Source organism: Sharpea azabuensis DSM 18934 (genome assembly GCF_000702165.1).
Taxonomy (GTDB): domain Bacteria; phylum Bacillota_I; class Bacilli_A; order Erysipelotrichales; family Coprobacillaceae; genus Sharpea; species Sharpea azabuensis.
Map to the genome: position 1 here is coordinate 1 of NZ_JNKU01000010.1, position 25,179 is coordinate 25,179.

24 protein-coding genes are annotated in these 25,179 nt (G+C 37.6%); 5 read left to right on the forward strand and 19 right to left on the reverse strand.

The annotated features are described in order from the left end of the window. Positions 1 to 226: 226 nt before the first annotated feature. The 8 genes from hslO to prfA all read right to left on the reverse strand — a co-directional run bounded on the left by hslO (position 227) and on the right by prfA (position 8,050). Positions 227 to 1,105, reverse strand: a complete 879-nt coding sequence (hslO, locus tag T529_RS0103050; RefSeq protein ID WP_033162155.1) for an Hsp33 family molecular chaperone HslO — start codon at positions 1,103 to 1,105, stop codon at positions 227 to 229. A gap of 131 nt (positions 1,106 to 1,236) precedes the next feature. Then, positions 1,237 to 3,210, reverse strand: coding sequence for an ATP-dependent zinc metalloprotease FtsH (gene ftsH / locus T529_RS0103055; RefSeq protein WP_033162156.1), 1,974 nt, complete (start codon positions 3,208 to 3,210; stop codon positions 1,237 to 1,239). Between the two features lie 9 nt (positions 3,211 to 3,219). Then, a complete protein-coding gene (hpt, locus tag T529_RS0103060) occupies positions 3,220 to 3,753 on the reverse strand; it encodes a hypoxanthine phosphoribosyltransferase (protein ID WP_033162157.1) in 534 nt (177 codons plus the stop codon). A gap of 22 nt (positions 3,754 to 3,775) precedes the next feature. Further along, the gene (gene tilS / locus T529_RS0103065) at positions 3,776 to 5,008 is read right to left on the reverse strand and encodes a tRNA lysidine(34) synthetase TilS (RefSeq protein WP_033162158.1); all 1,233 of its coding nucleotides are present in this window, start codon (positions 5,006 to 5,008) and stop codon (positions 3,776 to 3,778) included. A gap of 36 nt (positions 5,009 to 5,044) precedes the next feature. After that, positions 5,045 to 5,605 carry an HdeD family acid-resistance protein gene (locus T529_RS0103070; protein WP_033162159.1) on the reverse strand — a complete coding sequence of 187 codons (561 nt, stop codon included), beginning with the start codon at positions 5,603 to 5,605 and terminating at the stop codon, positions 5,045 to 5,047. Positions 5,606 to 5,617: 12 nt separating this feature from the next. Continuing rightward, positions 5,618 to 6,121 carry a GNAT family N-acetyltransferase gene (locus T529_RS0103075; protein WP_033162160.1) on the reverse strand — a complete coding sequence of 168 codons (504 nt, stop codon included), beginning with the start codon at positions 6,119 to 6,121 and terminating at the stop codon, positions 5,618 to 5,620. Further along, complete coding sequence (prmC, locus tag T529_RS0103080; protein WP_033162161.1) at positions 6,118 to 6,978, reverse strand: peptide chain release factor N(5)-glutamine methyltransferase; 861 nt, start codon at positions 6,976 to 6,978, stop codon at positions 6,118 to 6,120. The genes T529_RS0103075 and prmC overlap by 4 nt, the downstream gene beginning before the upstream one ends. Next, positions 6,968 to 8,050, reverse strand: a complete 1,083-nt coding sequence (prfA, locus tag T529_RS0103085; RefSeq protein WP_033162162.1) for a peptide chain release factor 1 — start codon at positions 8,048 to 8,050, stop codon at positions 6,968 to 6,970. Before prfA ends, prmC begins: the two co-directional genes overlap by 11 nt. 123 nt (positions 8,051 to 8,173) lie before the next feature. Here prfA and T529_RS0103090 point away from each other — a divergent pair, with 123 nt between their 5' ends. The 3 genes from T529_RS0103090 (at position 8,174) to T529_RS0103100 (ending at position 11,120) form a co-directional block, all read left to right on the forward strand. Then, positions 8,174 to 8,824, forward strand: coding sequence for an HAD family hydrolase (locus tag T529_RS0103090; protein WP_033162163.1), 651 nt, complete (start codon positions 8,174 to 8,176; stop codon positions 8,822 to 8,824). Positions 8,825 to 9,211: 387 nt separating this feature from the next. Continuing rightward, entirely contained in the window at positions 9,212 to 10,165 is a 954-nt protein-coding gene (locus tag T529_RS0103095; protein ID WP_033162164.1) for an Abi family protein, read from the forward strand. Between the two features lie 643 nt (positions 10,166 to 10,808). Further along, positions 10,809 to 11,120: a hypothetical protein gene (locus T529_RS0103100; protein WP_051646825.1), complete on the forward strand. Its 312-nt coding sequence runs from the start codon at positions 10,809 to 10,811 to the stop codon at positions 11,118 to 11,120. 104 nt (positions 11,121 to 11,224) lie between these two features. Here T529_RS0103100 and T529_RS0103105 read toward each other — a convergent pair whose 3' ends face one another. From T529_RS0103105 to T529_RS0103135, 7 genes are all read right to left on the reverse strand, one after another. Beyond that, positions 11,225 to 13,168, reverse strand: coding sequence for an FAD-dependent oxidoreductase (locus T529_RS0103105; protein ID WP_033162165.1), 1,944 nt, complete (start codon positions 13,166 to 13,168; stop codon positions 11,225 to 11,227). Then, a complete protein-coding gene (locus tag T529_RS0103110; protein WP_033162166.1) occupies positions 13,168 to 14,406 on the reverse strand; it encodes an L-lactate MFS transporter in 1,239 nt (412 codons plus the stop codon). Before T529_RS0103110 ends, T529_RS0103105 begins: the two co-directional genes overlap by 1 nt. A 153-nt stretch (positions 14,407 to 14,559) precedes the next feature. Next, positions 14,560 to 15,096, reverse strand: coding sequence for a PadR family transcriptional regulator (locus T529_RS0103115; RefSeq protein ID WP_033162167.1), 537 nt, complete (start codon positions 15,094 to 15,096; stop codon positions 14,560 to 14,562). A gap of 133 nt (positions 15,097 to 15,229) precedes the next feature. Then, complete coding sequence (locus T529_RS0103120) at positions 15,230 to 17,116, reverse strand: heavy metal translocating P-type ATPase (protein WP_051646826.1); 1,887 nt, start codon at positions 17,114 to 17,116, stop codon at positions 15,230 to 15,232. 14 nt (positions 17,117 to 17,130) lie between these two features. Then, positions 17,131 to 17,346 (reverse strand): cation transporter, encoded by a 216-nt coding sequence (locus tag T529_RS0103125; protein WP_033162168.1) that lies wholly within the window; start codon positions 17,344 to 17,346, stop codon positions 17,131 to 17,133. A gap of 11 nt (positions 17,347 to 17,357) precedes the next feature. Then, the gene (locus tag T529_RS0103130) at positions 17,358 to 17,651 is read right to left on the reverse strand and encodes an ArsR/SmtB family transcription factor (protein WP_033162208.1); all 294 of its coding nucleotides are present in this window, start codon (positions 17,649 to 17,651) and stop codon (positions 17,358 to 17,360) included. Positions 17,652 to 17,748: 97 nt separating this feature from the next. Further along, positions 17,749 to 18,222: a PTS sugar transporter subunit IIA gene (locus T529_RS0103135; protein ID WP_033162169.1), complete on the reverse strand. Its 474-nt coding sequence runs from the start codon at positions 18,220 to 18,222 to the stop codon at positions 17,749 to 17,751. An 83-nt stretch (positions 18,223 to 18,305) separates the two neighbouring features. On the opposite strand from T529_RS0103135, the gene T529_RS0103140 reads away from it, so the two are divergent. Together T529_RS0103140 and T529_RS0103145 are read left to right on the forward strand one after the other, a co-directional pair. Beyond that, positions 18,306 to 19,097: a MurR/RpiR family transcriptional regulator gene (locus T529_RS0103140; protein ID WP_033162170.1), complete on the forward strand. Its 792-nt coding sequence runs from the start codon at positions 18,306 to 18,308 to the stop codon at positions 19,095 to 19,097. Continuing rightward, positions 19,090 to 19,812, forward strand: a complete 723-nt coding sequence (locus T529_RS0103145; RefSeq protein WP_033162171.1) for a MurR/RpiR family transcriptional regulator — start codon at positions 19,090 to 19,092, stop codon at positions 19,810 to 19,812. The genes T529_RS0103140 and T529_RS0103145 overlap by 8 nt, the downstream gene beginning before the upstream one ends. 12 nt (positions 19,813 to 19,824) lie before the next feature. Here T529_RS0103145 and T529_RS0103150 read toward each other — a convergent pair whose 3' ends face one another. The 4 genes from T529_RS0103150 to dnaB all read right to left on the reverse strand — a co-directional run bounded on the left by T529_RS0103150 (position 19,825) and on the right by dnaB (position 25,171). Next, positions 19,825 to 21,348: a PTS transporter subunit EIIC gene (locus T529_RS0103150; protein WP_033162172.1), complete on the reverse strand. Its 1,524-nt coding sequence runs from the start codon at positions 21,346 to 21,348 to the stop codon at positions 19,825 to 19,827. Between the two features lie 24 nt (positions 21,349 to 21,372). After that, positions 21,373 to 22,698 (reverse strand): 6-phospho-alpha-glucosidase, encoded by a 1,326-nt coding sequence (locus T529_RS0103155; RefSeq protein ID WP_033162173.1) that lies wholly within the window; start codon positions 22,696 to 22,698, stop codon positions 21,373 to 21,375. A 356-nt stretch (positions 22,699 to 23,054) separates the two neighbouring features. Further along, the gene (locus tag T529_RS0103160; protein ID WP_033162174.1) at positions 23,055 to 23,663 is read right to left on the reverse strand and encodes a thymidine kinase; all 609 of its coding nucleotides are present in this window, start codon (positions 23,661 to 23,663) and stop codon (positions 23,055 to 23,057) included. Positions 23,664 to 23,806: 143 nt separating this feature from the next. Further along, a complete protein-coding gene (gene dnaB, locus T529_RS0103165; RefSeq protein WP_033162175.1) occupies positions 23,807 to 25,171 on the reverse strand; it encodes a replicative DNA helicase in 1,365 nt (454 codons plus the stop codon). Positions 25,172 to 25,179 lie beyond the last annotated feature (8 nt).

The window sequence follows — 25,179 nt, forward strand, 5'->3', positions numbered from 1 at the left end:
AGATGCATACAGCTTTCTCCTTTCTAAAGACTCGGAAATAGGATTTCCTGTATGTATATTATATCATATTCCTAACCGACATTCATCCCACGGCCTAAAGGCGCGTGGGTTTTCTGTCGGGAACTTTATAAAATGAAGTTATGTCATATCCACATAACTTCCTCAATGATGACAATCATGAATGATTGTCATTTTTGTTTGTATGAAAAAAAGAGGCATGTGCCTCTTATTGATGTTTATTTTCTTGGATTTGTTTTAAGTCATCCTCACTGAAGTGATAGGACTTATGACAGAACTGGCATTTTAAATCAGCACCATGATCTTCATTAATAATGGCTTCTAATTCAGAGTCTGGTAATGCTGCTAAAGCTTCAGCCATCTTTTCTCTCGAACAATCACATTCATAGAAGACATCCTGATGTGCTAATATTTCTACTTCATCATCAAAAATCATTTCTAAGATTTCTTCTGGTGTTTTACCTTGATGAATCAGGTCTGAAACAGGAGGGAAACCCTTCATCTTATTTTCAATAAATGTGATGTCTTCGTCTGTTGCTTCTGGTAATAGCTGAATGATAAAGCCGCCTGCAGATAATACACTATTATCCGTATCGACTAGAACGCCAACTGAGACAACTGAAGGTACTTGTTCTGAAACATAGAAATAGTAAGCAAAGTCATCACCAATTTCACCTGTCTGAAGCTGTACTTCTGATGTCATTGGCTGCTTTAAGCCCATATCTCTAATAACCTGTAAAGTACCATTATTGCCTACGCACATACCAACAGCTAATTTCTTTGTACTGTTATATTCATAGTGGACTTCAGGATTAGCAACAAAGCCTTTAATTTTGCCATCGCAATGTGTTGTGGCAAGGACAGTACCCATTTCACCACCACCATTGATATTCACTGTGAGTTTTTCCTGATCTTTATTCATGGCACCCATCATTAATGTGACTGCCATTGTTCTACCAAGGGCTGCTGATGCACATGGCCATAGCCCTAATTCTTCTCTTGCCTTGTTTGTGAGATTTGTCGTATTAACGGCAAAGACACGAGCATTTCTTTTATTTACAAGACCTCTAACTAAATAATCTTTCATACTTTTCTCCTAAATCGCAAAATAACTAATGAGAGGTATAATCATACTTAAGACAATTATGCCTACAAATATTCTGATCATAACACGTCTACTCATTTTCATTCTCCTTAAAAATGAAGTAAGGCAATGCCCTACTTCATTTCATCTAATAAATCATCTTCAGGATTTGCATTATCCTTAGTTTCTGGTGCTGATGGAGTATTGTCATCATTATCCGGTGTTACAACTTCATCATTGCCATTGAATGTTTCAGGCATTTTTCCTGTTTCATATAATGACTGAATTTGTTCTGCATTCAGTGTTTCATATTCTAATAATGCATTCGCAATTGTTTCAAGCTTGTCTTTATTGGCATTGATGATATCAGTTGCTTCCTGATGGGCATCATCAATAATCTTTCTCACCTGCTGATCAATTTCAAAAGCAATCTGACCTGAATGTGTATTAGAAAGCTGTGAATAGTCACGGCCTAAGAATACAGCATTTTCACCACTATCATACTTGATTGGGCCAAGTTCTGACATACCGAGTTCAGTAACCATCATTCGGGCAATTCTTGTAGCCTGCTGGATATCGTTGGCAGCACCTGATGAGATATCGCCAAAGAAGATTTCTTCCGCTACACGACCACCCATGAAACCAGCTATTTCAGCTAATAGCTGCTGTTTTGTTTCAAAATATGTTTCGTCCTTAGGTGTCATTAAGTTATAACCACCCGCATCACCACGAGGAACGATTGTAACTTTTTGTACCTGGTTAGCATCTTCAAGTGTTAAACCAACAATCGCATGTCCAGATTCATGATAAGCAACAAGCTTTCTTTCTTTTTCTGTATACTTTCTACTCTTCTTAGCTGGGCCACCAATGACTCTGTCGATTGCTTCATCAACATCTTCAAGAGTAATCACACTATGTCCTAAACGTACAGCTAATAAAGCAGCTTCATTTAAAACGTTGGCTAACTGCGCACCTGAGAAGCCAGGTGTACGGCGTGCAATGTTGTCAAAGTCAACATCCGGTGCTAATTTCTTATTTCTTGCATGAACGGCAAGAATCTGTGCTCTTGCACGACGGTCTGGGTTAGATACATGAATTTGTCTATCGAAACGACCAGGTCTTAATAAGGCTGGGTCAAGGACATCAGCACGGTTTGTAGCAGCCAGTACGATGACACCTTCATTACCTTCGAAACCATCCATTTCGACAAGCAACTGGTTCAATGTCTGTTCACGTTCATCATGTCCGCCACCAACACCAGTACCACGCTGTCTACCAACGGCATCAATTTCATCGATAAAGATGATACATGGCGCATTCTGTTTAGCTGTCTTGAACATGTCACGTACACGTCCAGCACCAACACCGACGAACATTTCTACGAATTCAGAACCAGAAATAGAATAGAAAGGTACATTAGCTTCACCAGCAACGGCACGGGCAAGTAATGTTTTACCTGTACCTGGAGGACCTACTAGAAGGACACCTCTAGGAATTTTTGCTCCCATATCCGCAAAACGCTTAGGATTCTTTAAGAAGTCAACCAATTCCTTAACTTCTTCTTTCTCTTCATCCGCTCCGGCAACATCACTAAAACGTGTCTTTTCATTCTTTTCAAGCTTAGCTCTAGAATTACCAAATTCAAATGCTTTCGCATTTCCACCACCAGCAGCATTCATATATTTGAAGAGGAATACCATACCACCAATTAAGATGATGTATGGAATAAGATTCATGATAATATTGATGACCATATTATCATCAGATGCATCTGCAACTTTCGCTTTCACACCCTGATCTTTAATAACCTGCATTAATGAATCTACTTCTTCATCAGTAGCTGGTACTAAAGTAGAGAATGAGACTGTTTTGTTTTTGCCATCCACCTTCTTAGTATACTTACCTGTAACATCAACGACATAGCTTTGTGGCTTAACAGTCACTTCTTTAATCTTTTCATCTTCTAATGCCTTTGTAAATTCAGAGTAAGTTAAGGTTTCATTACCAGCATTACGGTTTGTAAGAACCGGAATAATACTACCAATGATCACCAATACTAAAACCCAAGGAAGAATAGCTTTTAATAAACTTTTATTCTTCTTGTTCATACTGTCTCCTTACATATAGACTTCTTCTTTTAATATTCCTACATAGGGAAGGTTACGATACTTCTCATTGTAATCCATACCATATCCAATGACAAATGCATTAGGAATTTCGAATCCTACATACTTTGCTTGAATAGGGAATTCGCGGCGTTCCTGCTTATTCAAAAGGGTTGCGATTTCAACACTAGCAGCACCTTTTTCAAGAAGCATCTGTCTGACTGTATATAATGTCTTACCCGTATCAAGAATATCTTCAACTAAGAGAATATCTTTGCCTTTAAAGTCAACATCAATATCCTTTTTCACAATAACATTACCAGTAGACTCTGTGCCTTCATAGCTAGAAACACGCATAAAATCAAACTCAACATCCAATGTCACATGCTTTGCAAGTTCAGCAAAGAAAGGAACACTTCCCTTTAATAAGCCAACCATCAGTACATCCTTGCCTTCATAGTCAGCAGAAATCTGCTTTCCTAATTCAGCACTTCTATCTCTAATTTGTTCTTCAGTATATAAAATTTCACGCGTATCCTTATGCATACGTAAACCTCCTATAATGCGCTTATTTTATCACAAAAAGATTGGGATTTGTAGACAAATACTCATATCTTTTGGCAATTCCTGGAATCAAAATAATTTGTCCATCATTTCTTACAACAATCGGATAATGGGCTCTTTCATGAGAAGGAATTTTATTGTTGATAAAAAGTCTTGCCACCTTCTTTTGCCCACCACTTGTCTTAATCACATCACCAGGTAATATCGAACGGATAGTGAGTGGGAAATCAGCCTCAGTGACATAAATACCATCTTTCATTTCACCTTTCTGGCGAATAGAAAAATCGTCATAATCCTGCTCTTTAAGCGATGTTATTGTATATGCATATCCCTCACTTGAAGGTAGTGTTGTAACGGTAATATTATCATATGCCTTTATGAACTGCTGATGAAGTGGTAATTGGAGGGTGATATTGGGCTTTGTTGAAGTCATCTGATGAATGATTTCATGAATAAGATGCCCGCTCAATTTCTCTACCGGGATTTTCTCTGCCAACAAAGCAAAGAGAAAGTCACTATAAAGTGCTTCTGGTACTTCATGATAGTTAATTTTATTTTGTGCATGATACTTTTCAAGTAATGGCTTAAGCTGGTCTTGAATATGTTGCTTGTTCAGATTATAAGCTTTTGCTTTCAACAACAATGCTTCTTTTTGTTGATCAGTATAGGTGTTGAGAACAAGATTTCTGACCTGATCACGTTTGAAGTGGGTTTGAAAGTTTGTGTAGTCATCATGAAAAGCAATATGATTTTGTAAGCAATAATCACGTAGCTCTTGTTTTTTGGTATCGAGTAATGGGCGAATAATGGTCATCTGCTGGATGGTTGTAATAGGCTCAATACCCAGATAATTGGTTTGACTGCCACGCTCGAGATACATATAGATTGTTTCTAGTTCATCATCAAGATGATGGGCTAGTAATACAGCATCATAGCCTTGATCTAAGACTTCATGATAGAAATTATAACGCATTTGACGGGCTACGGCCTGGAAGTTACCTTGTTGATAATCTTCTTTGGTGAAGACTTTGTAGTAGAATGGAATGTTATGCTGTAAAGCATAATCATGGACAACTTTATAGTCCTCATCCGTATCTTCTCGAAGATTGTAATTGACATGAGCAATAGCGACGATGTAATTCTTCTTGACCATCATGTCCAGTAAGGCCATCGAGTCACACCCCCCAGATACGCCAATGACATAACGTTTTTGATGACTTAAATACTTTTCATTCATAGCTCCCTCTCATAAAAAAAGCCCTAATAGAAGGGCTTAATAAATACTGTAATATCTGATTTTCTTGATCATGACAACAGTTTCAATAATCTCTAAGATTGCTGAGACAATCAAGATGATCCCACTCGCAATTGTCACAGAGACAAGTGCGTTAGCAGGGTAGACAAGAAGCAAGAAACCAAGAACAATCTCAAGAATTGAAGACAAGAAGACAAGAATCCAGCCTGAAGAGCTTAGTGCTGTTAAAAAGAGGAAGGATACCTGCATCTTCATGATGGCTTCAAAAATCACAAAAACACCAATAATCAAAGGCAAGAAAGTCTTAAAGAAATCCATATTTAAATACAATAAGACCCCACCAATAATACATAAGAAACCATCTAATAAACCATTAGAATATCTTCTTGCATTATTATCCATAAAGATAAATGCAAATACATCAATAATACCTTTAATACCAAGACCTGCCGCAAAAATGGTAAATACCAAATTAATCATTTTCACAGGAATAACAATCTGTAATACCCCTACAACAACCATTAATAGTGCTGTAACGATACTCATGATTTCATATCTTCTTAAATAATCACTTAACATTTTCTATCACCTTTACTTAATGACTTCATCAAGTCTTACTACATAACCTTCATCACGATAGAGATAACTCTCATCAAACTTCTTAAAGCCTAAATCAAGTAGTAATCTTCGTGATGCTTCATTCGCTTTATAAATATAGGCAATACATTTCGTATATTCATAATGTGTATAAATATAATCTAGTAAAGCACGCACGCTTTCTCGTCCATAACCTTGCTTCCAATAAGTAGAGTCAAGTGTATAGCCAATCGTAATACAACTTGAACTGAGTGCCTCTAAATGGAGATCACCGATTAATGTGCCATCCTTGAGAACAATCGCAAATTGCGTATTGTCCTTCGCTCCACCGACAAAAGGATGTTTTTGCACATAGTGAATACGACTTCTTGCTTCTCTTTCCGAATAATGTTTCCAGCTTTGATACTTCGCAACTTCTTTTTTATTACGATATTCAAGCATTCTTTCAAGATCTTCTTCTTGAAGATAGCGAATAGTGAGTCTTTCTGTTTCTATCATTTTGGTTCAATATTGTAATAGATGAACAACATTCTATTCTTTCCATTAATATCCTTTAAGAAGCGATGTGGACAATCCGGGAAGTACTGTTGGAGTGCTTCTTCCATGATGTCACGCTGGTCAAATCCCATTTCAAAGGCGAGAATAGCTCGATCTTTAAGAATAGGACGCACTGTTTCAAAAATCTTGCGATAGAAATAAAGACCATCTTCACCACCAAAAAGAGCAACATGAGGTTCATTATCCTTAACACGGGGATCAATATCCTGGTGAACAGGGATATAAGGCGGATTGGATACAAAGATATCCACTTTCTTCTTTGCATCAATGAGTGGCTGAACCATATCCCCTTGATAGAATGTCACATGAGCACCTAAGTCATGAGCATTCTTTTTGGCAACAACTAATGCTTTTTCACTAATGTCAGTTGCACATACATTGAGCTTTGGTTCTTCTAGGGCAAGGGAAATAGCGATTGCCCCACTACCCGTTCCTACATCACATAAATCAATCGTCTTATAGTCTTTAAAATAATCATCAATCGCATAAAGAATATTCTCAACAAGTTCTTCTGTTTCATAACGTGGAATAAGAACATCTTCATTGACTGTAAATTCATAATTAAAGAAATATTCCTTACCTTTAATATACTGGACAGGTTCACCATTAAGATAACGCTGTAAGTCTTCATTAAAGGTTCTTAATGTTTCTTCATCAACTTCTTCATCCATCTTTAAATAGAGCTCATGAGGTTGCATATTGGAAACATGATAGAAGAGCACTTTAGGGACATTGCTGTCTTTGTTGGCTTCATCCATTCTTTCTTCAGCTTCATTAATGAGTTCTCTAATTGTCATTCTGTTCACCTAGTAACTTCAAACGCTGATCTTCGTTAATCAAAGCCTGAATAATATCATCTAGCTTACCATCCATAATCTTATCTAACTGCTGGATTGTTAAGCCAATACGATGGTCTGTGACACGGTTTTGTGGGTAGTTATATGTTCTGATTTTTTCTGAACGATCCCCACTACCAACCTTGCTTTTACGTTCACTTTCTATTGCTGATGCCTGCTGATCCTGGAAGTGCTGATAAACACGGGCACGTAATGTCTGCATGGCTTTATCACGGTTGTCATGCTGGCTTCGACCATCCTGGCTTGTCGCTACAATACCAGTAGGCAAATGGGTAATACGTACGGCAGAGTCAGTCTTATTGATATGCTGTCCACCAGCCCCTGATGAACGATATGTATCAATACGTAAGTCTTTTGGATCAATATGAACTTCAACTTCATCTACTTCTGGCATAACGAGAACTGTTGCCGTTGAAGTCTGAATACGTCCCTGTGATTCTGTCTTAGGAACACGCTGTACACGATGTGAGCCTGATTCATATTTTAACTTCGAATAGACATGGTCACCAGAAACGGTAAAGGCAATTAAAGAATAACCACCCGCTTCTGATGTCTGTGCTTCGTTGACTTCAATCTTCCAGCCCTGGCTTTCTGCATATTTAGAATACATTCTAAATAAGTCCCCGGCAAAGATATTTCCTTCATCGCCACCGGCTGCACCACGGATTTCCATGATAACATCCTTGTCATCATTTGGATCTTTTGGAATAAGTTCTAACTGGATTTCCTGTTCAAGTTCTGGCTGACGTTTTGTAAGAGTTTCATACTCTTCTTTCGCCATTTCTCTAATTTCAGGATCGGATTCTTTTAAGAGCTCCTTAGCTTCTTCAATACCGTCTAATAAACTTTTATATTCCTGACACATATTGTAAGCTTTTTCTAAAGAAGCCTGTTCTTTAGAAGCGGCTGTCATTTTACTGACATCATTCGCAATGGAAGGGTCCATGAGAATCTGTGTTAATTCATCATATCTTTTTTCTACTGTTTCAAGTCTTTCTAATAAAGTGTTCATGAAAACCTCCTTGTAATCGTCCCTATTATAATATAACCAACCTCAATAAGCAAAATAAATTCATGCCTTATATTGATACTCTTTTGCTTTTTTCTTATACTTACATATGTTGGAGGAAAAAGTATGATTAGAGCAATAATATTTGATATGGATGGACTGATGATTGATAGTGAAAGAGTGACTTTTGAAAGCTATCAAGAAGTCTTAAAAGATATGAACTTAACGATGGATCGAACATTCTATGTATCACTTCTAGGGCGTACAAAGGAAGGCATTGCCAAGCAGTTCTATGATGCCTATGGACATGATTTCCCTTTTGATCAAGTCATAACAAAATGTCATGAAGTGATGGCTAAACGCTTTGAACAAGAAGGCGTCCCCCTCAAGCCAGGATTACTTCACTTACTGTCATATCTCAAAAAAGAACATCACTATAAAACCATTGTAGCGACAAGCAGTACCCGTGATCGTGTTGATAAGATTTTAAAGCAGGCTCATATTACTGATTACTTTGATGATTCTATTTGTGGGGATGAAGTCACTAAAGGTAAGCCAAATCCTGAAGTCTTTCTGAAAAGCTGTGAGAAGCTAGGTGTCAAGAGTGATGAAGCTTATGTACTTGAAGATAGTGAAAGTGGTATTATGGCTGCTTATTCAGCAAATATTAAAGTCATTTGTGTTCCTGATATGAAATATCCAGAAGCACAATATGCATCAAAGTGTTATAAGATTGTAGAAACACTTGATGATGTTATTGATATTTTAGAACGTTGACAATAATGCTTTGTCAGCGTTTTTTTAGAACATATCTACCTACTTTTTAGTGTATCAAAAAGAACAGTTTTCACTGTTCTTCTATTCGTGCCATTTTATATTGCCTCTAAATAGCAATCGCCTTATATCCCCATAGCTAAAGCAAGGGGGTTACGACGACATTTGGTAAAAACAATAGAATGAAGATAGTCAAAAGTGATGCTACATTAAATCCAGCGCATAATATCAATAAAATATGGCCTGGTTACTTATCTATTAGCAGCCCATTTTCATTGACTGACTAAGGCAATATCGTTACAATAAAATTAACTTTTCATCCGGGTTGGTAAGTCTACGTTGGCTTATACATACATGGAATCATTTTAAATGAAGGAGTCTAATCGTTTTATGAGTAAAATTTCCAAGCCAATGAAGTCCGCCCAGGATCTTATTGAACATATGAAAAGCAAAGGAATCACGTTCAATATTGTTTCTCCAGAAAATGCTGTTCGGTACATGGAAGATAATAATAACTATTTCCGTGTGGCATCTTACCGCAAGAATTATAATAAGCAGCTTGATTCAAATCAAAAGCCAGTAGACAAATATATAAATTTGGATTTTGGATATCTTCAGGATCTTGCTATTATTGATATGGAACTGAGTTATACATTTATCCAACTTACACTTGATGTTGAACATTTTGCAAAAATGGACCTTCTGAAAGCGATTGAAAATCATAACGAAGATGGCTATCAAATTGTTTCGGATTTTCTAAATTCTCTCAGCCACAACAGAAGAGAACATATTGAATCCGAATTACGTCAAAATCAAAGTAGTAATTACACAAAAGACATCTATAATAAGTATTCGTCTGATTTCCCTGTTTGGGTTTTTCTGGAACTTCTTCCTTTTGGTGCAATCCTTGATTTTTATCACTTCTGTGCTAAACGTTATCAATCTAAACAGATGAACAATCGCTTTTACATTATGCTACGATGCAAAAATGTACGGAATGCCTGCGCTCACAATGACTGCTTCATCAATGATCTCCACAAAAATACGGCAGCATATCCGGCTAAGTATACAGTGAATAAAGAATTATCAAAAATTCAATCGCTTTCACGTGATTCCCGTATGAATCGTATGGGAAATGAGCGGATTCAGGAACTAATATATGTTCTCTACATCCATAATGACATTGTAACCAGTAAGGGAGTTCATAATAAAGCTGCCCAAAAATTACATGCGTTTAAAGAACGTATGATGAAGCACACTGAGTACTATAATTCAAATCAGTTGATCACTGCAAATTTTGATTTTTTGAAACTGGTTATTGACAGCTGGTTCTCCATCGGCTAAACTAGGTGTACGTCGAAAAAGCAGAAATGCTTTTGTAAGGGCTCTATCGAAAGATCGGGCCCTATTTTTCTGCCTCAAATATCCTTCAGGGCACTATCGTTGCACCTGGAGTTTTTTTAGCGTCACGAAACTGTCACACGATTGATTAATCTATCGGCGAATGTGCTACCTAAACATCAATGGACATTATGAAGCTACGAAAAAGCGTCCTATTTATCAGAATTGTCTAGCAAATAGAGTGTGTTTCAATTTATTACTGGCAGTATTAGCAAGACTTATTACGAAAGCTGGAAGCGATTGCTTGTTTTCCCCAAAATTTTACTATATTAGGTCTGCTTTCGATACAAACTCACGATTGCCCTGAACTCGCATTTTTCAGCTATTTTTGCCACTCCCCCCTGTGTCTTTCATCCCTAAAAGTCTGGAAAGCATCCCTCCCACACCAACACTGCTGCCTATGTATAGGCAGCCATCTGCATTTGAATCGGGAATGCCAACGTAAGCGCATTAACCACATATTCACCAGTTTCCTCGAGATTAAGGATTTCCGGCATCCTGGAAACAAACATGCTGTCCACAATGTTATACATAGCCTGAAGCACAATAAACACGATGATTGGAATACCCATCTTTATCAGGACGGGTGGGACACTGTATCGATAATAGACCAGTAGAATCCTTTCAGGGATTCATCAAGGATATGGCCAAGGTTCTGTTTGGCAAGGCACATACCTATGAAGAAGCTGCAGAGATCATTTATAGGATATATGAATACTATATCTACAGATATCCACAGAAACGTTTTCATGAGAAGACTGCAAATCAGGTAAGACAGGATGTACTGACTGCAGTTACACCAAAACAATATCCAATTGCACCAAACAGAAGAATAGAACGATTCTGGGAAGGGATTGAGAAGAGCAAAGCAAAACACCAGGCGCAAGCACAACAATAAAAAAACAAGGCCAAATCTAATTGACCTTGCTTGGTAGTTATTTTAAATAATTTTCACTGTCTACTTGACAGGGGGCATATCAAAATTCGTTCTTTTCTAAGTATTTAGATATCTAAGGCTGCATGATATCCCCAATATACAGCATTTGTGATTGTTGATACTTTTGCTGCATCACCAATAACTCGTACAAATGGAGCTGTATCCTGCAATTCTTCTACTGTCTTTGTAGTAGAGCGCTGGCCTAAGGCACAGATGACTGTTGTACCTTCAATAGTCACTTTATTGCCATCTTTGTCTTCGCAAAGAATACCATTTGGTGTGACTTCTAAGCCCTTTAAGCCTGTATGTGCCTGCACATACTTATCCACCTGAGCTAAAAGCAATGGACGATGACGGATATTGGCATCAGGAGCAAGCTGATCGCGCATTTCCACAAGCTCAACATGCTTTCCTTCCATGCCTAGATGAATAGCACATTCACATCCCGCTAAGCCACCACCAAAGACAACAACATGATCAGTTACTTTATCTTTTTCTTTATAATAATTATTAACAACAATGACATTATCACCCTTTAAGCCTGGAATAGGTGGTACGAGTGGTGTTGATCCTGTGGCAATGATAACGGCATATGGGTTTTCTTTTTCAATTAATTCCTTTGTCGCTTCAGTATTCATTTTGAAAGTGACACCTGCTCTTTTTGCCAGCAAGGCATAAGTGCCTGATAGTTCATACATCTCATGCTTAAATGAAATAGCTTGTTCACTCTTAAGAATACCACCAAGCTCATTTTCCTTTTCATATAGAGTAACATCATGGCCACGTCTTGCAGCTGTATAAGCAGCATAGAGTCCACCAGGACCACCACCTACAATAACAACCTTACGTTTTGTTGGAGCTTTTTGAATTTCATCGCCTTCCATTTCACGGCCAATTAATGGATTGACAGTACAACGACGTGTTGAAGTTGCTGCTCTTTCTGCCATACATGTAAAGCATCTTAAGCACTTTACGATTTCTTCAGGACGGTTTTCTACAACTTTACGTGGTAGGAATGGATCAGCCAAAAGTGCTCTTGCCATATAAACAATATCGGCTTTACCAGAAGCAATAATCTCTTCTAATTGTTCAGGATCATTAAGACCACCAATAGTCGCTACTGGTTTAGAGACATGTTTCTTAATTTCGGCTGCCAAGAACACATTACGGCCATGTTCTTCAAACATTGAAGGATGTGTAATACCAAATGTCTTTTGATAAGTACCTGCTGAGACATGAATAATATCAACATAGGGTTCAATCATTTTAGCTATCTCAACACCATCTTCTAAACCATATCCACCTTCAGTAAACTCACTGCCACTCATACGGAATTCAATGAGGAAATCAGGACCAACAGCTTCTCTTACTGATTTCAAAACGCGAATCGCAAAACGACAACGATTTTCTAAAGATCCTCCATATTCATCTTCACGATGATTGAAAAGTGGTGAAAGGAACTGGTTAATTAACCAGCCATGTCCGCCATGAATCATTACCATTTCAAAACCAGCTCTTTTTGCTAGACTTGCGACATGACCATAGGCATGAACAATTTCTGTAATCAATTCTTCATCCAGTGCTTTAACCTTTACGCCATCAGCTCTCACTGTATCGCATGGACCATATTGTACAAGTTCATGTTGTTTTGTTTTATCAGTCATATATGTGCCTGCAAACATGCCTGAATGAGAAAGCTCAAGTGATGGAATTGCGCCATGTCTTCTGATTGCATCAGCAGCATATGTTGCGCCTGCTAAAGAGTTTAAAATAGATTCATCTAAACGATAGGCATGTGAGCCATCTGTTTTATGAACCATACATTCTGATACAGTAACGGCTGCCGCACCGCCCTTAGCTCTTAATTCATAAAAAGCTGTAGACTTAGGTCCGATACAACCATCATTTGTAATATCAGTACCTCCCATTGGTGCTGAGAACATGCGATTTCTAAATGTTTTTCGTCCAATTGTAATCGGACTAGATAAATGTTTATACTGTCTTTCCATTATTTTTCTCCCTCACTTTTCTTTAAAACAACACGATAACAGAATGTAAGAATAATCCCTGCGACATCAAATGCGAGAGCGATCAGGAATGCTCTCTGATAGGCACCATCAGTGGCAAAGACTTGACGCATCACTGAAGGTCCAAAGTATCCAGCAAGCGCAAAACCAATAAACATAATGCCATAGTTCACAGAATTATTTTTTGCCCCAAAGCGGTCAACAGTAAATCCTGGGAAAACACCCATAAAGGAACCAAAGCAAATACCGACTACGGCAATACCACAATAGAATAAAGCAACAGCTCCAACCTTACAGAAATAAAGCGCACATAATCCTGCCATCGAAAGGACTAAAGCACCTGTTAATGTATTAATACGACCAATCTTATCAGAAATAAACCCAGCAACAATACGTCCTAAAGCATTGAATAAAGCCAATACAGATACGGCAATAGCGGCACTGGCTGCTGTCATACCAATCATATTGATAGCCACACCACTCGCCTGAGAAATAATCATCATGCCCGAGAAAGCCCCACAAGTTAAAGTTAAAATCATGATATAGAAAATAGGTGTTTGAAGCATTTCTTTCCAGTTTTTGTCATTGCCATTACTCTTTACTGCTACTGGAGGTGTCCATCCTTCAGGCACAAAGTCAGCAGGACAAGGCTTTAAGAATAATGCGGAAACACAAACAATCACTAAGAATACTGCACCAACAATCTTAAATGCCATTGTGACATCCGTTGTTGCAACAATAGCTGTCACAATAGGTGGTAAAATAACTGAACTTAGGCCATAGATTCCTGTTGTAATGCCACCAATCAAACCACGTTTATCCTGGAAATACTTGACAGCTGTAGAAATCGTACTGCCATAAGCCATACCTAGTCCAAGACCACTAATAAGGCCATAAGTTACAATCAACATACCCACAGAATGAGCAAAGCCCGATGCAATAAGACCTAAACCAAACATCAAGCCACCAGTAAAGATAACTGCTTTAGGCCCAATCTTATCATTGAAGAAACCACCACTAATCATTGTGATTGGCCCTACGGCATTCGCAATTGTATAAACAATTGCGAGATCACCAGTTGTTAGTGTTTTTCCTGCGAACTGCGATAAATAAGTTGCCATTGGTGACGCAAATACACTCCATGCATAGATTGATCCCAAGCACAAATTGATCAAACAGCATAGCACTAAATAAAACCATCGTTTTCTTGTAAGATTCATACTTTTCTCCCTTTAATTATACATTGTGATATTTTGCACAATGGTTGACGAGGCAATTCTACTATGTATGTTTTAATATGTCAATATATACATAGTGAATTTTCTAACATATTTAAACATGAAAAAAGATACAGATATTGCTTCTGTATCTCTCTATGCTTCTAATAATTCTATACACTTTTCAATCCATTCAATCGTACTCTCTTCGCGTATAATTGCAGACATTAAGACAAGATAATCACCAAATGCATCTTCATCTTTTGTAGGAATATGAGTAAATTTCTGGAGTTGCTTTTGGAGGTGCTTTAAACGCTTGCGATGTTTTAAACGGTGATCCATGAAGAAGTCCAAGCGATCTTCTTCCTTCATGCTTTTTGAGAAAAAGACGCGCAAGCGGAAAGGATCTTTTGGTGTCTTAATAATATCTTCATCATCATTAAGCCACTCTAAGAAGTCTTTTTCACCAGCTTCAGTAATAGAATAAAGCTTACTATCAGGGCCTTTTTCTGATTGTTTCATTGTATAGGTAATGGATCCCTCATTTGTAAGTTTTTTGAGTTCAGGATAAATCTGGCTATGATTGGCTGACCAGAATTCATTCAAAGTTGATTCGAACTCTTGCATGAGATCATATCCTGTCATTGGTTTTTGTGCTAGCATTCCTAGTATTGCATATTTTAAAGTGCGCATGTTTCACCTCGATGTACTTCTAGATTTATAGTGCCACAATTCATCTTTGAATGCAACAATAGAAACAAAGCTCTATTTTATAGAAGTGATATGCAAGTAAAAACAGGCATGTTTACATACCTGCTTTTCACCTCTATTTTGCTTTAAGCGTACGCATAGAATTGAGGACACAGATGAAAGCAACGCCAACATCCGCAAATACTGCCCACCACATATTCGCAATACCTACAGCACCAAAGATCAGTGTCAGTATCTTAACGGCAATCGCAAAGATAATATTCACTTTCGCAATACTTACAGTCTTATGGGCTATGCGCTTTGTCGTAGCCAGTTTATCGATATTGTCATCCATTAAAACAATATCCGCAGCTTCAATAGCAGCATCACTGCCCATTGAACCCATCGCAATACCTACATCACAGCGCGTTAAGACAGGCGCATCATTAATACCATCACCAACATATGCAACACGATGTTTGTCTGAAGATGTTTTAAGGATTTCTTCAACGGCATTGACTTTATCACCAGGCAGAAGCTCAGCACGTACTTCATCTACACCCAACTTCTTGGCGACACTTTCAGCGACACTTTTCTTGTCCCCTGTCAACATGACTATCTTTTCAATACCACTGTTCTTAAGATGTCTTAAGGCACTTACGGCATTATCCTTGATTTCATCAGCTATCAGGATTGTTCCAAGGAAATCATGATCAGCACCAACATAAACAACTGTAGAGCTCTCATTCGTATTTTCAATATAAGGAATATCTTGTTCTTTCATGAGCTTGGCATTACCGACATAGATTGTTTTGCCATTCACTTGACCACTCATACCCATACCAGTGATATTCTGAATATCCGTTACCTGATTCGGATTGATATTTAAGCCATAGATCACTGCTGCTTCTTTTATGGAAGAAGCTATTGGGTGGGTTGAAAGTGATTCAATTAATGCTGCTTCACGTAAGACTTGTTTCTTTGTAAGAATACTATTAGGAATAATATCAACAACTGAGAATGTCCCCTTTGTCAATGTACCCGTCTTATCTGTGACAATCGTTGTTACATCATTAATAGCTTCTAGATAGTTTGAGCCCTTGACAAGGATCCCTTGCTTACTTGCAGCACCAATCCCACCAAAGAAAGAAAGTGGCACCGATACAACAATGGCACATGGGCATGATATGACAAGGAATGTACAAGCACGATAAAGCCATTTGAGCCATTCACCTGTAATCAGTGATGGTACAATAGCCAGTACAATTGCCCCAATAACGACGGCTGGCGTATAGATACGGGCAAACTTCGTAATGAAGTTCTCTGTCTTGGATTTCTTTTCGGCCGCATTTTCAACCATTTCTAGGATTTTAGAGACTGTAGAATCTTCATAAGCCTTGGTCGTCTGAATCTTCAGCAAGCCTTCGCCATTAATACTACCAGAATAGATTTCATCTCCCAGGGTTACACTTCTAGGCACACTTTCACCAGTAATAGCAGCCGTATTCACCATCGAGTGTCCTTCGACAACCTTACCATCAAGAGGAATCTTTTCCCCAGCCTTTACAACAACAATACTACCTACTTCTACATCATCAGGATCCATCGTCTCAATTTCACCATTTACTTCAACATGAGCTTCATCCGGCATAATATCCATTAAAGCAGTAATCGAACGTCTGCTCTTATCAACGGCATAATCCTGGAACCATTCACCAACCTGGTAGAACAACATAACAGCTACGGCTTCGGCATTTTCACCTGTCGCAAAGGCACCTACTGTTGCTAATGTCATTAAGAATGATTCATCAAAACCCTGAAAATTCTTAATAGCCAGCAACGCCTTTCTTACAACATTATGTCCAACAATAAAATAAGGCACTAAGAATAATAAAAACATATATAAGCGATTATTCCCTACTTGCGGTACAAGTTTTTCAATGGCAATAAGGCCAAAGAATAATACCAAACTCACAAGAATATCACGTAGATTTCTTTTCTGTCTTGGGTTCAAAGAACTCATAGAGATTCCCCCTTCTAAAGATAGAATTCACAATCAGGTTCTACTTTTTTACAAGCTTTCTGAACATTTTCTAAAACTTCATCCATTCTTGCATCTTCTGCTTCAACCATCATCTTTTGTGTCATGAAAGTTACTTTGGCATCAATAACGCCATCAACTTTCTTTGCTGCATCTTCCATCTTGGCAGCACAGTTTGCACAATCAACATAGATCTTAAATTTCTTTTTCATAATAATGTCTCCTATTCCTCTTCAATATGGTCTCTTCCCATTGCAATAATTGTCTTTACATGATCATCCGCAAGTGAATAATAAATGGCTTTGCCATCTCTTCTTGGCTTTACGAGTTTATTCGTCTTAAGTATGCTTAGGCTATGGCTAACATTGGATTGGGTCATGTCAAGATCTTGTGTAAGTTCAGTAACGTTCTTTTCTCCATCCATGAGGGAGAAGAGAATTCTTAATCGTGTAGAATCACTAAAAATCTTAAATAAATCGGCTAAATCAGTAATTTCTTCTTCCTGTATAGGCTTCATGAATACTCCTTTCATATGTTTGTCTCTTCATATGTATATATTATCATATATTCATTATAATGCAAGAAAAAACCATCAACTTGTGATGGTTCTTTGTTTACTGTATAAGAGAATCTCCTAAGGCCACATGCATAGGCTTTTTGAATGTTATTTGTTTTCCCGCTGCTTCTGTTACGACTACCATAACTGTTGTATCATAGTCTTTAGAAAGCTTAGCAAGATCTACTTCGACAATTGGATCTAGTGCTTTAACAAAGTCACCCTGTTTTTTATTGAGCACTTTAAACCCATCCCCCTGCGCATTAACAGTGTCCAAACCAATGTGAACAAGTACTTTGACACCACTTTCTAATGCAATACCAAAGGCATGACCTGTATTAAAGAGCACTTCGAGTTGACCAGTTGCAGGTGCACAAACTGTGAGTTTGTCTTTAGTTGACTTCAGAGCAATACCATCACCCATCATCTTCTGCGCAAATACTGGATCATTTACTTTTGTTATGGAAAACATCTCACCATCAAATGGAGCTACAATCAAATCTTCTTTCTTTCTATTAAATAAATGAAACATAAATTTACCTCTTTTCACATCATTGAATATATCATGAGCTAACACTATAATATTATTAAATCAAACAGAGGATTGGTGAATATATGATTAATCTGAACTTATCTGATGAAACACTTCGTAATCTCACTAATAGTGATATGAATATTCTCAATTATATCTATCAACATATTGATGAAGTTATCACAATGGATGTTAAGACACTTGCCTCATCCATTCCTTGTTCGCCATCATCAGTTATTCGTTTGTGTAAGAAAATTGGCTTTTCTGGTTTCCCAGAACTCAAGTTTTTCTTAAAGCAAGAGAAAACAACTTCAGTCAACAATAAAACAGGTAATGGAGAGATACTTTCTTTTGATGAAATTATTAGAAACCTGAAAAAAGATATCAAAGGATCTCTTTCTTTAGTTAGCTCAGAAGAGTTAGTCAGAACTTCAGAAATACTTCATTCAAATATCCCTGTTTTTGTATTTATGCCAGGCGGCATTACTGATAATATTGCCAATTACTTCGTTCAAGTACTCATGAGAAGAGGACGACAATATGTCTATCCCCTTCATTCCACAAAAATGGCTAAACACAAAATATCTTCATTATCTTCAGATAGCATTCTTGTTCTTATTAGCGCTTCAGGAAAATGGGCAAAAACAATTGAACTCGCTAAGCTTGCCCATATGCATGGTATGAAAATCATTAGTTTTACACCATATACGGAAAGTGAAATTGCGAAATATTCTGATTATAATTTGCGCTTCTTTACTGAGGAAAGAATGAGAGATGGTGCTGAATTCACATCACGTGTTGCCATCTTCTATATTATTGATGCACTTGCTCAATATCTTGATACATTTAAGAAGGGAGATGATCAACATGAGTGATTTCCTTGATACAATAGATGAAAATAAATTAACTTATACCGATCAAACCATTCTTCATTATGTTCAAGAAAATCGTCAAAAAGTCAGTTGGATGAAAATATCAGACTTGTGTAATGAGCTCTTTGTTTCTAATGCAAGTATCGTTCGTTTTTGTCAAAAGCTTGGATGTCGTGGATTTTCAGAATTCAAGCTTAAACTCCGTTCAGCAAATAATGTTACAAATGATCCTTATGCAAGAATCATTCCTGTCATGAAAGCTCAGCTCGATGATTGTCTTTCTACAATAAATGAGAATCAGCTTAGACAGATTGTCACTTACGTCAAAACATGTCAGCCATTCTATATTTACGGCCGTAACATTTCTTCAATACCTGCTCAATATATGTATGATATTCTTACAACATTGGATATCCCTTGCATATCAATAAATTGGATTGATACTCTTGCTTCGCTATCAAAGACAATTCCTGAAAATTCTTTTATTCTTTTACTCACTGAACATGCGCACCCAGAATACCAAAATATTCTTGAAAATCTACATGACCGTGGTGCAATTGTTAGCTGGATTTGTAGTTCACCAATCCCTAATGAACTTAATAAATACATTAATATTCCTATCTATACAGGTCAGCATGATGAAGTTCATAACAAACTATCAACATTCCTGATCATACAAATCGTTATTGATCTTCTCACAAATACGAAAGCTCCCTAATTGGGAGCTTTTCTAATATTTTAAAACCTGTCTAACGGCATCAGCTACCACTTCTACCTTAGGTCCATAAATAACCTGTATATGCGTTTCACTTGGTCTAACAATACCTAGAGAACCTGTTTTCTTAAGAATATTGTCATTTGTCTTACTCATATCCTTTACATCTACACGGAGTCTTGAAATACAATTATTCACTGCAACAATATTCTTAAAGCCACCTAGACCTTCAATAACATTTGCAGCAACATTCTGCATTTTTTCATCAACAGTCATCTCACCTTCATCATCTGAATCATCATCCGCAGCAACATCAATTGATATTTGTTTCTTAGCAAGATACCATTTGAATACCGAATAATAAATGACCGCATAGACTGCACCTACAACAATGACCCAATACCAGTGTGAACCGGGCTGGAAGACACCCCAAATAAAGAAATCAATTAAACCACCACCAGTATTACCAATAATGACATGTAGAACACTCATCAACATAAATGAAATACCACCCATCACAGCATGGAATACAAATAATGCTGGAGCAACAAATAAGAATGCAAATTCAATAGGTTCAGTAATACCAGACACGAAGGATGCAGCAACACCAGCAATCATTAATGCTTTCACCTTAGGTTTCTTTTCATCAGGTGATGTTCTATAAATGGCAAGTGCTGCAGCAGGTAAACCAAACATCATAAATGGCATTTTCCCTTGGCCAAGGAATCTTGTATAAGGTTCCAATGTCTTTAAAGGTACTTTATCTACATTTTGTAAGAAAATATTCAAACAGCCTTCAACACCATTGAATGTACCACCAAGTGATGTCGTACGGAATAAGCCATTTAGGACATGATGAAGACCTGTAGGAATTAACAGTCTTTCTAAGAAACCAAACAAGAATACCCCGAATGATCCACTCGCGTTAATTAACGTACCAATTGTATCTATTCCCATTGAAAGAGGATTCCAGACAAATGGCATAACAATACCAAGAAGTGCACACCCCAATGTAACAACCAGGGCAACAAATCTTTTACCACCATAGAACGCTACAGCCGCAGGGAAAACAACTTTATGGTATTTATTATGAAGGTATGCTGTCAGACATCCGACCAAGATACCGGCAACAGCCCCCATATCTACTGTCTCAACACCTAGGATTGGCGAAATCTTCATGGCTGAGAAATTGATAATCTTTGTTGAAATCACTAAAGAGCTTGCAACAAGGAATGTATAATAGCCAATAAAACCGGCGAAGGCTGCAACTTCCTTATCCTCCTTAGCTAATCCCATGGCAATTGAAATAGCAAAGAGAACAGGTAAAAGCGTAAAGACAACACCTGATACTTTGTTGAGCATCATGATGATGAAACCCACAACGCCTGTGCCAAGCCATGGTAATGCAGCCACAACCTGAGGCTTCATCAATGCAGAAGATAACCCAAGAACGATACCGCACGCTGCTAATGCAGCGATTGGCATCATAAGACTTCTACCTAGGGCAGAGAAGAAGTCCATCACTTTACTTTTCTTCATACAAATCTCCCTTTTACCTTTCGGCTATTTTAATTCAGGCCACTGACCTTTATTTGCTTCAACAAGTGCATCAAGAAGTTCACGTGCTTTCTTTGCATCATTGATGAGTCTATTAAGCGTGAAGGCTTCTAAGGCTTTCTGATAAGAATGCTCATAATATGCATCTACAATAAGTTTTTCGCATGAAACCTGCTGAGCAAGTAAGCCATAATAGAACTGTGGAATAGTGCCAACACGCATTGGACGAGGTCCATTAATACCAAGTTCTGCGACTACCTCAACCATTGCATCATTCTGTAAGTTTGCGATTGCACCATCATTCTTAACAATGACAATAAATCTCTGATTTGTATTAAAAGCAATGGCTTCAGCAACTTTAATCATCATTTCAGCATGTGCATCAGAAATGGCATGGAATCGATCACCAACTTTACCTTCTTTAATGACTTCTGCTGCTTCGGCAAAGACTCTCTTTTCACGACCATCAATAACTTCATCTGCACGTGTATATTCTGGATTCAAATGAGAACATTTATATTCCGGATAGAGATAATATCCATCATATGTATTTGGAATATAGTCAGGGAAATCTTCCATCATTGTTTGAACGAATCCATAAGTATCTAACCAGCTCTTATCACGCTGCTCTGCATCCTGAGGTAAGAAGCCTTTTTCATGAACTGTTTTACGGATAAGAGGTAATAAATCTTCACCTGTCTTCTTATCATAAATATGTGTGAACCATCCATAGTGATTCAATCCAAAATATACAGGATCTAAAGAGTTCCAATCAACATTAAGTAATCTTGATACAGAACGAATAATATTTTCAGGTTGATCACAGATATTCAGAATTCTTTGATCATCAGGGAATTCTCTACGAAGAGCTTCGGCTACGATAGCAGCAGGATTTGAATAATTGAGAATCCATGCATTTGGAGAATATTCTCTAATTTGATGAACAGCTTCAATCATATCCACACATGAACGTAAGCCATAAGCCATGCCCCCAGCACCGACAGTTTCCTGTCCAATCTTACCCATGCTTAATGGAATATGTTCATCTTTTCTACGCATTGGTAAACCGCCAGCTCTCATCTGCATAAAGATGAAATCCATTTCTGGATAAGCTTCAGCAGGATCTGTTGTATAAGAGAAATCTAATTCTGGGAATCTTTCTTTGAATAAAATTTTTCCATATTCACCTATTGGTCTTTGACGATCACCATCAATATCAAATAAGACTAATTTTTTAATAGGAAATTCTTCTTTTAATCTAACAAATGACTTTAAGAAACCAAGTGTATAAGTACTTCCACCACCAACAATACAAACATTAAACTTTTCCATAATTCTTATCCTCCTAATTTGAGATCTATGAACCGGTTTTCTTATCTCTTTTTCTTACACTTAAGATTCTAAACCGCTTTCATTTCAATGTAAATATTTCTAGCCATTGTTGGTATTCATTCCCAATTTAGTATTTAATATCATTTATTGGAATTTTTTACATATAAATAAAAAGATTCTAATGATACACCAACGCTCACTAGAATACATTATCCTGACATGTCTTTCGGATGTCCCTCAGAGAAATGACAAAAAAAGATACCTGGGGAAAAGGTACCTTTAAGGGGAATAGGAGAGAACTATGATGTTATTTCTCTCGACATTCTATATGTTATTGAATGAATATGAACTTTGTATTAACGATGTTTGATTTTCTTGAATTTAAATGGTTTATCAAGGACTTCATGACAATGACGGCATCTTGGCTCATAAGCTTCCTTAGCTCCCACCAAGACAATGGGGTCATCAAAGCTAGCAGGCTTGCCATTGACAATACGCTGTGTTCTCGTTGCTGGAGCACCACATTTAGCACATACTGCTGTAAGTTTTGTGACAAATTCAGCACGTGTTAGTAAATCTGGTAAAACACCAAATGGTTCACCACGGAAATCCTTATCCAATCCCGCCACCATAACACGCAAACCACTATCAGCTAAGTATTCACAAACATCTACAACATCCTGATCAAAGAACTGTACTTCATCAATCGCAACAACATCAGTATCAGGTTGAATATTTTCTAAAATATCTGTTGCTTTACTGACAACAACACATGGTACATGGGCCCCCGCATGGGATACAATTTCTGTTTCTGAATAACGATTATCTATTTTAGGTTTGAAAACGATGATTTTCTTTTTAGCGAATGTAAGAACATTAATTCTACGAATGAGTTCCTCTGTCTTGCCTGCAAACATACATCCACAAATCACTTCAAGCCAGCCTTCACTATATTGATTATACATTCCACAAATCTCCCTTCAGCTTTTCTATTATACATGAACTTCCCACAAACATGTACAACAAACTTTATCATATAAGATCTTAACTCGCATAAAAAAAAGAACGGATTATACCTTTATGGTTATCCGTTCTTTTGAAATATCATCTACAGTCTTAAGTCTCTTACACCATCACTAGCTTCAGGAACTTGTTCAGTAGTATAGTCAGAGAAGCGTGAATATTGCTTTTCAAAGACAACAGGAATATCGGCTGTTGCACCATTACGATGTTTGGCCACAACGATTTCTGTTAAGCCATTTGTTTCCGCTTCTTTTTCTTTATTCTGATAGTCTTCACGATGCAAAAATGCGACGATATCAGCATCCTGTTCAATGGCACCGGATTCACGTAAATCCGAAAGCATTGGCTTACCTTTACGCTGTTCAACGGCACGTGATAACTGTGATAAGGCAATAACAGGACATTCAAGTTCTCTTGCCATAGCCTTCAAGCTTCTTGAGATATCGGATACTTCTTGTTGTCGGCTTTCTTTCGAATTGTTTGGTCCTGAAATGAGCTGTAAGTAGTCAATGATGACGAGCTTTAAGCCAACATCCTGTTTAAGACGACGACATTTAGCTGCTATCTCCCCAACTTTAATACCTGGTGTATCATCGATATAAAGATTATCATGCATGACTTTATCAGCTGCCGCATAGTACTTGTTAGGATTTTCCTTGAGAATGGAACCAGTTTTAAGGGAATCATTGTTGATGGATCCAGCACAACAGATTAATCTCGTTACAAGCTGTTCTGCAGGCATTTCAAGCGAAAAGACAGCCACTGCTTCTTTTGAATTATATGACGAGTTATTCGCAACATTGAGGGCAAAGGCTGTTTTTCCGACGGAAGGACGGGCTGCAAGTATGACCAAGTCACCTTTTTGGAACCCTGATGTTAGTTTGTCAAGATCACGATAACCCGTCTTAACACCTGATACGATACCACCATTCTTCTGAAGAATGTTTAAGCGCTTTGTGACATTATCAACGACTTCATCAATATTCTTAAATTCACCCGCATTACGATCTCTTGTCACCGCCAAGAAATCTCTTTCAACATCATTAATAAAATCATTCATATTTCCAATATCATCATAGCTCTTTGTAATGATATCAGTTGATTCCTTAATAAGACGTCTCAACAATGCTTTATCATTAAGAATCTTAAGATAATATTGTGTATGGGCAGTTGTAGGAACGGACTGGGAAAGGGTTAATAAGTAGTTCACCCCACCAATACGATCAAGCTCCTTTTTGTCCATCAGGTAAGTTGTAAGTGTCGTAACATCAACCGGCTGACGTTCTTCCTGCAAAGCTTTCATAGCCGCAAAGATTATCTTATGGCTATCATAGAAGAAATCATCAGGAATAGCGATATTGATAACTTCTGAACAAGCATCCTTGTCAATCAACATAGCCCCTAGTAAAGCCTGTTCAGCTTGTTGGTCATGGGGTAATTCTCTTTCCATAGATTCTC

Bases quoted from the DNA above. Each gene is read 5' to 3' on its own strand.
- T529_RS0103130 (WP_033162208.1), bottom strand. From the start codon at position 17,651: ATGAAGCCTATACAGGAAGAAGAAATTACTGATTTAGCCGATTTATTT.
- ftsH (WP_033162156.1), bottom strand. From the start codon at position 3,210: ATGAACAAGAAGAATAAAAGTTTATTAAAAGCTATTCTTCCTTGGGTT.
- T529_RS0103140 (WP_033162170.1), top strand. From the start codon at position 18,306: ATGATTAATCTGAACTTATCTGATGAAACACTTCGTAATCTCACTAAT.
- T529_RS0103070 (WP_033162159.1), bottom strand. From the start codon at position 5,605: ATGTTAAGTGATTATTTAAGAAGATATGAAATCATGAGTATCGTTACA.
- prfA (WP_033162162.1), bottom strand. From the start codon at position 8,050: ATGAACACTTTATTAGAAAGACTTGAAACAGTAGAAAAAAGATATGAT.
- T529_RS0103155 (WP_033162173.1), bottom strand. From the start codon at position 22,698: ATGGAAAAGTTTAATGTTTGTATTGTTGGTGGTGGAAGTACTTATACA.
- T529_RS0103105 (WP_033162165.1), bottom strand. From the start codon at position 13,168: ATGGAAAGACAGTATAAACATTTATCTAGTCCGATTACAATTGGACGA.
- tilS (WP_033162158.1), bottom strand. From the start codon at position 5,008: ATGAATGAAAAGTATTTAAGTCATCAAAAACGTTATGTCATTGGCGTA.
- T529_RS0103075 (WP_033162160.1), bottom strand. From the start codon at position 6,121: ATGATAGAAACAGAAAGACTCACTATTCGCTATCTTCAAGAAGAAGAT.
- hslO (WP_033162155.1), bottom strand. From the start codon at position 1,105: ATGAAAGATTATTTAGTTAGAGGTCTTGTAAATAAAAGAAATGCTCGT.
- T529_RS0103135 (WP_033162169.1), bottom strand. From the start codon at position 18,222: ATGTTTCATTTATTTAATAGAAAGAAAGAAGATTTGATTGTAGCTCCA.
- T529_RS0103095 (WP_033162164.1), top strand. From the start codon at position 9,212: ATGAGTAAAATTTCCAAGCCAATGAAGTCCGCCCAGGATCTTATTGAA.
- T529_RS0103145 (WP_033162171.1), top strand. From the start codon at position 19,090: ATGAGTGATTTCCTTGATACAATAGATGAAAATAAATTAACTTATACC.
- hpt (WP_033162157.1), bottom strand. From the start codon at position 3,753: ATGCATAAGGATACGCGTGAAATTTTATATACTGAAGAACAAATTAGA.
- T529_RS0103150 (WP_033162172.1), bottom strand. From the start codon at position 21,348: ATGAAGAAAAGTAAAGTGATGGACTTCTTCTCTGCCCTAGGTAGAAGT.
- T529_RS0103090 (WP_033162163.1), top strand. From the start codon at position 8,174: ATGATTAGAGCAATAATATTTGATATGGATGGACTGATGATTGATAGT.
- T529_RS0103120 (WP_051646826.1), bottom strand. From the start codon at position 17,116: ATGAGTTCTTTGAACCCAAGACAGAAAAGAAATCTACGTGATATTCTT.
- T529_RS0103110 (WP_033162166.1), bottom strand. From the start codon at position 14,406: ATGAATCTTACAAGAAAACGATGGTTTTATTTAGTGCTATGCTGTTTG.
- prmC (WP_033162161.1), bottom strand. From the start codon at position 6,978: ATGACAATTAGAGAACTCATTAATGAAGCTGAAGAAAGAATGGATGAA.
- T529_RS0103125 (WP_033162168.1), bottom strand. From the start codon at position 17,346: ATGAAAAAGAAATTTAAGATCTATGTTGATTGTGCAAACTGTGCTGCC.
- dnaB (WP_033162175.1), bottom strand. From the start codon at position 25,171: ATGGAAAGAGAATTACCCCATGACCAACAAGCTGAACAGGCTTTACTA.
- T529_RS0103160 (WP_033162174.1), bottom strand. From the start codon at position 23,663: ATGTATAATCAATATAGTGAAGGCTGGCTTGAAGTGATTTGTGGATGT.
- T529_RS0103115 (WP_033162167.1), bottom strand. From the start codon at position 15,096: ATGCGCACTTTAAAATATGCAATACTAGGAATGCTAGCACAAAAACCA.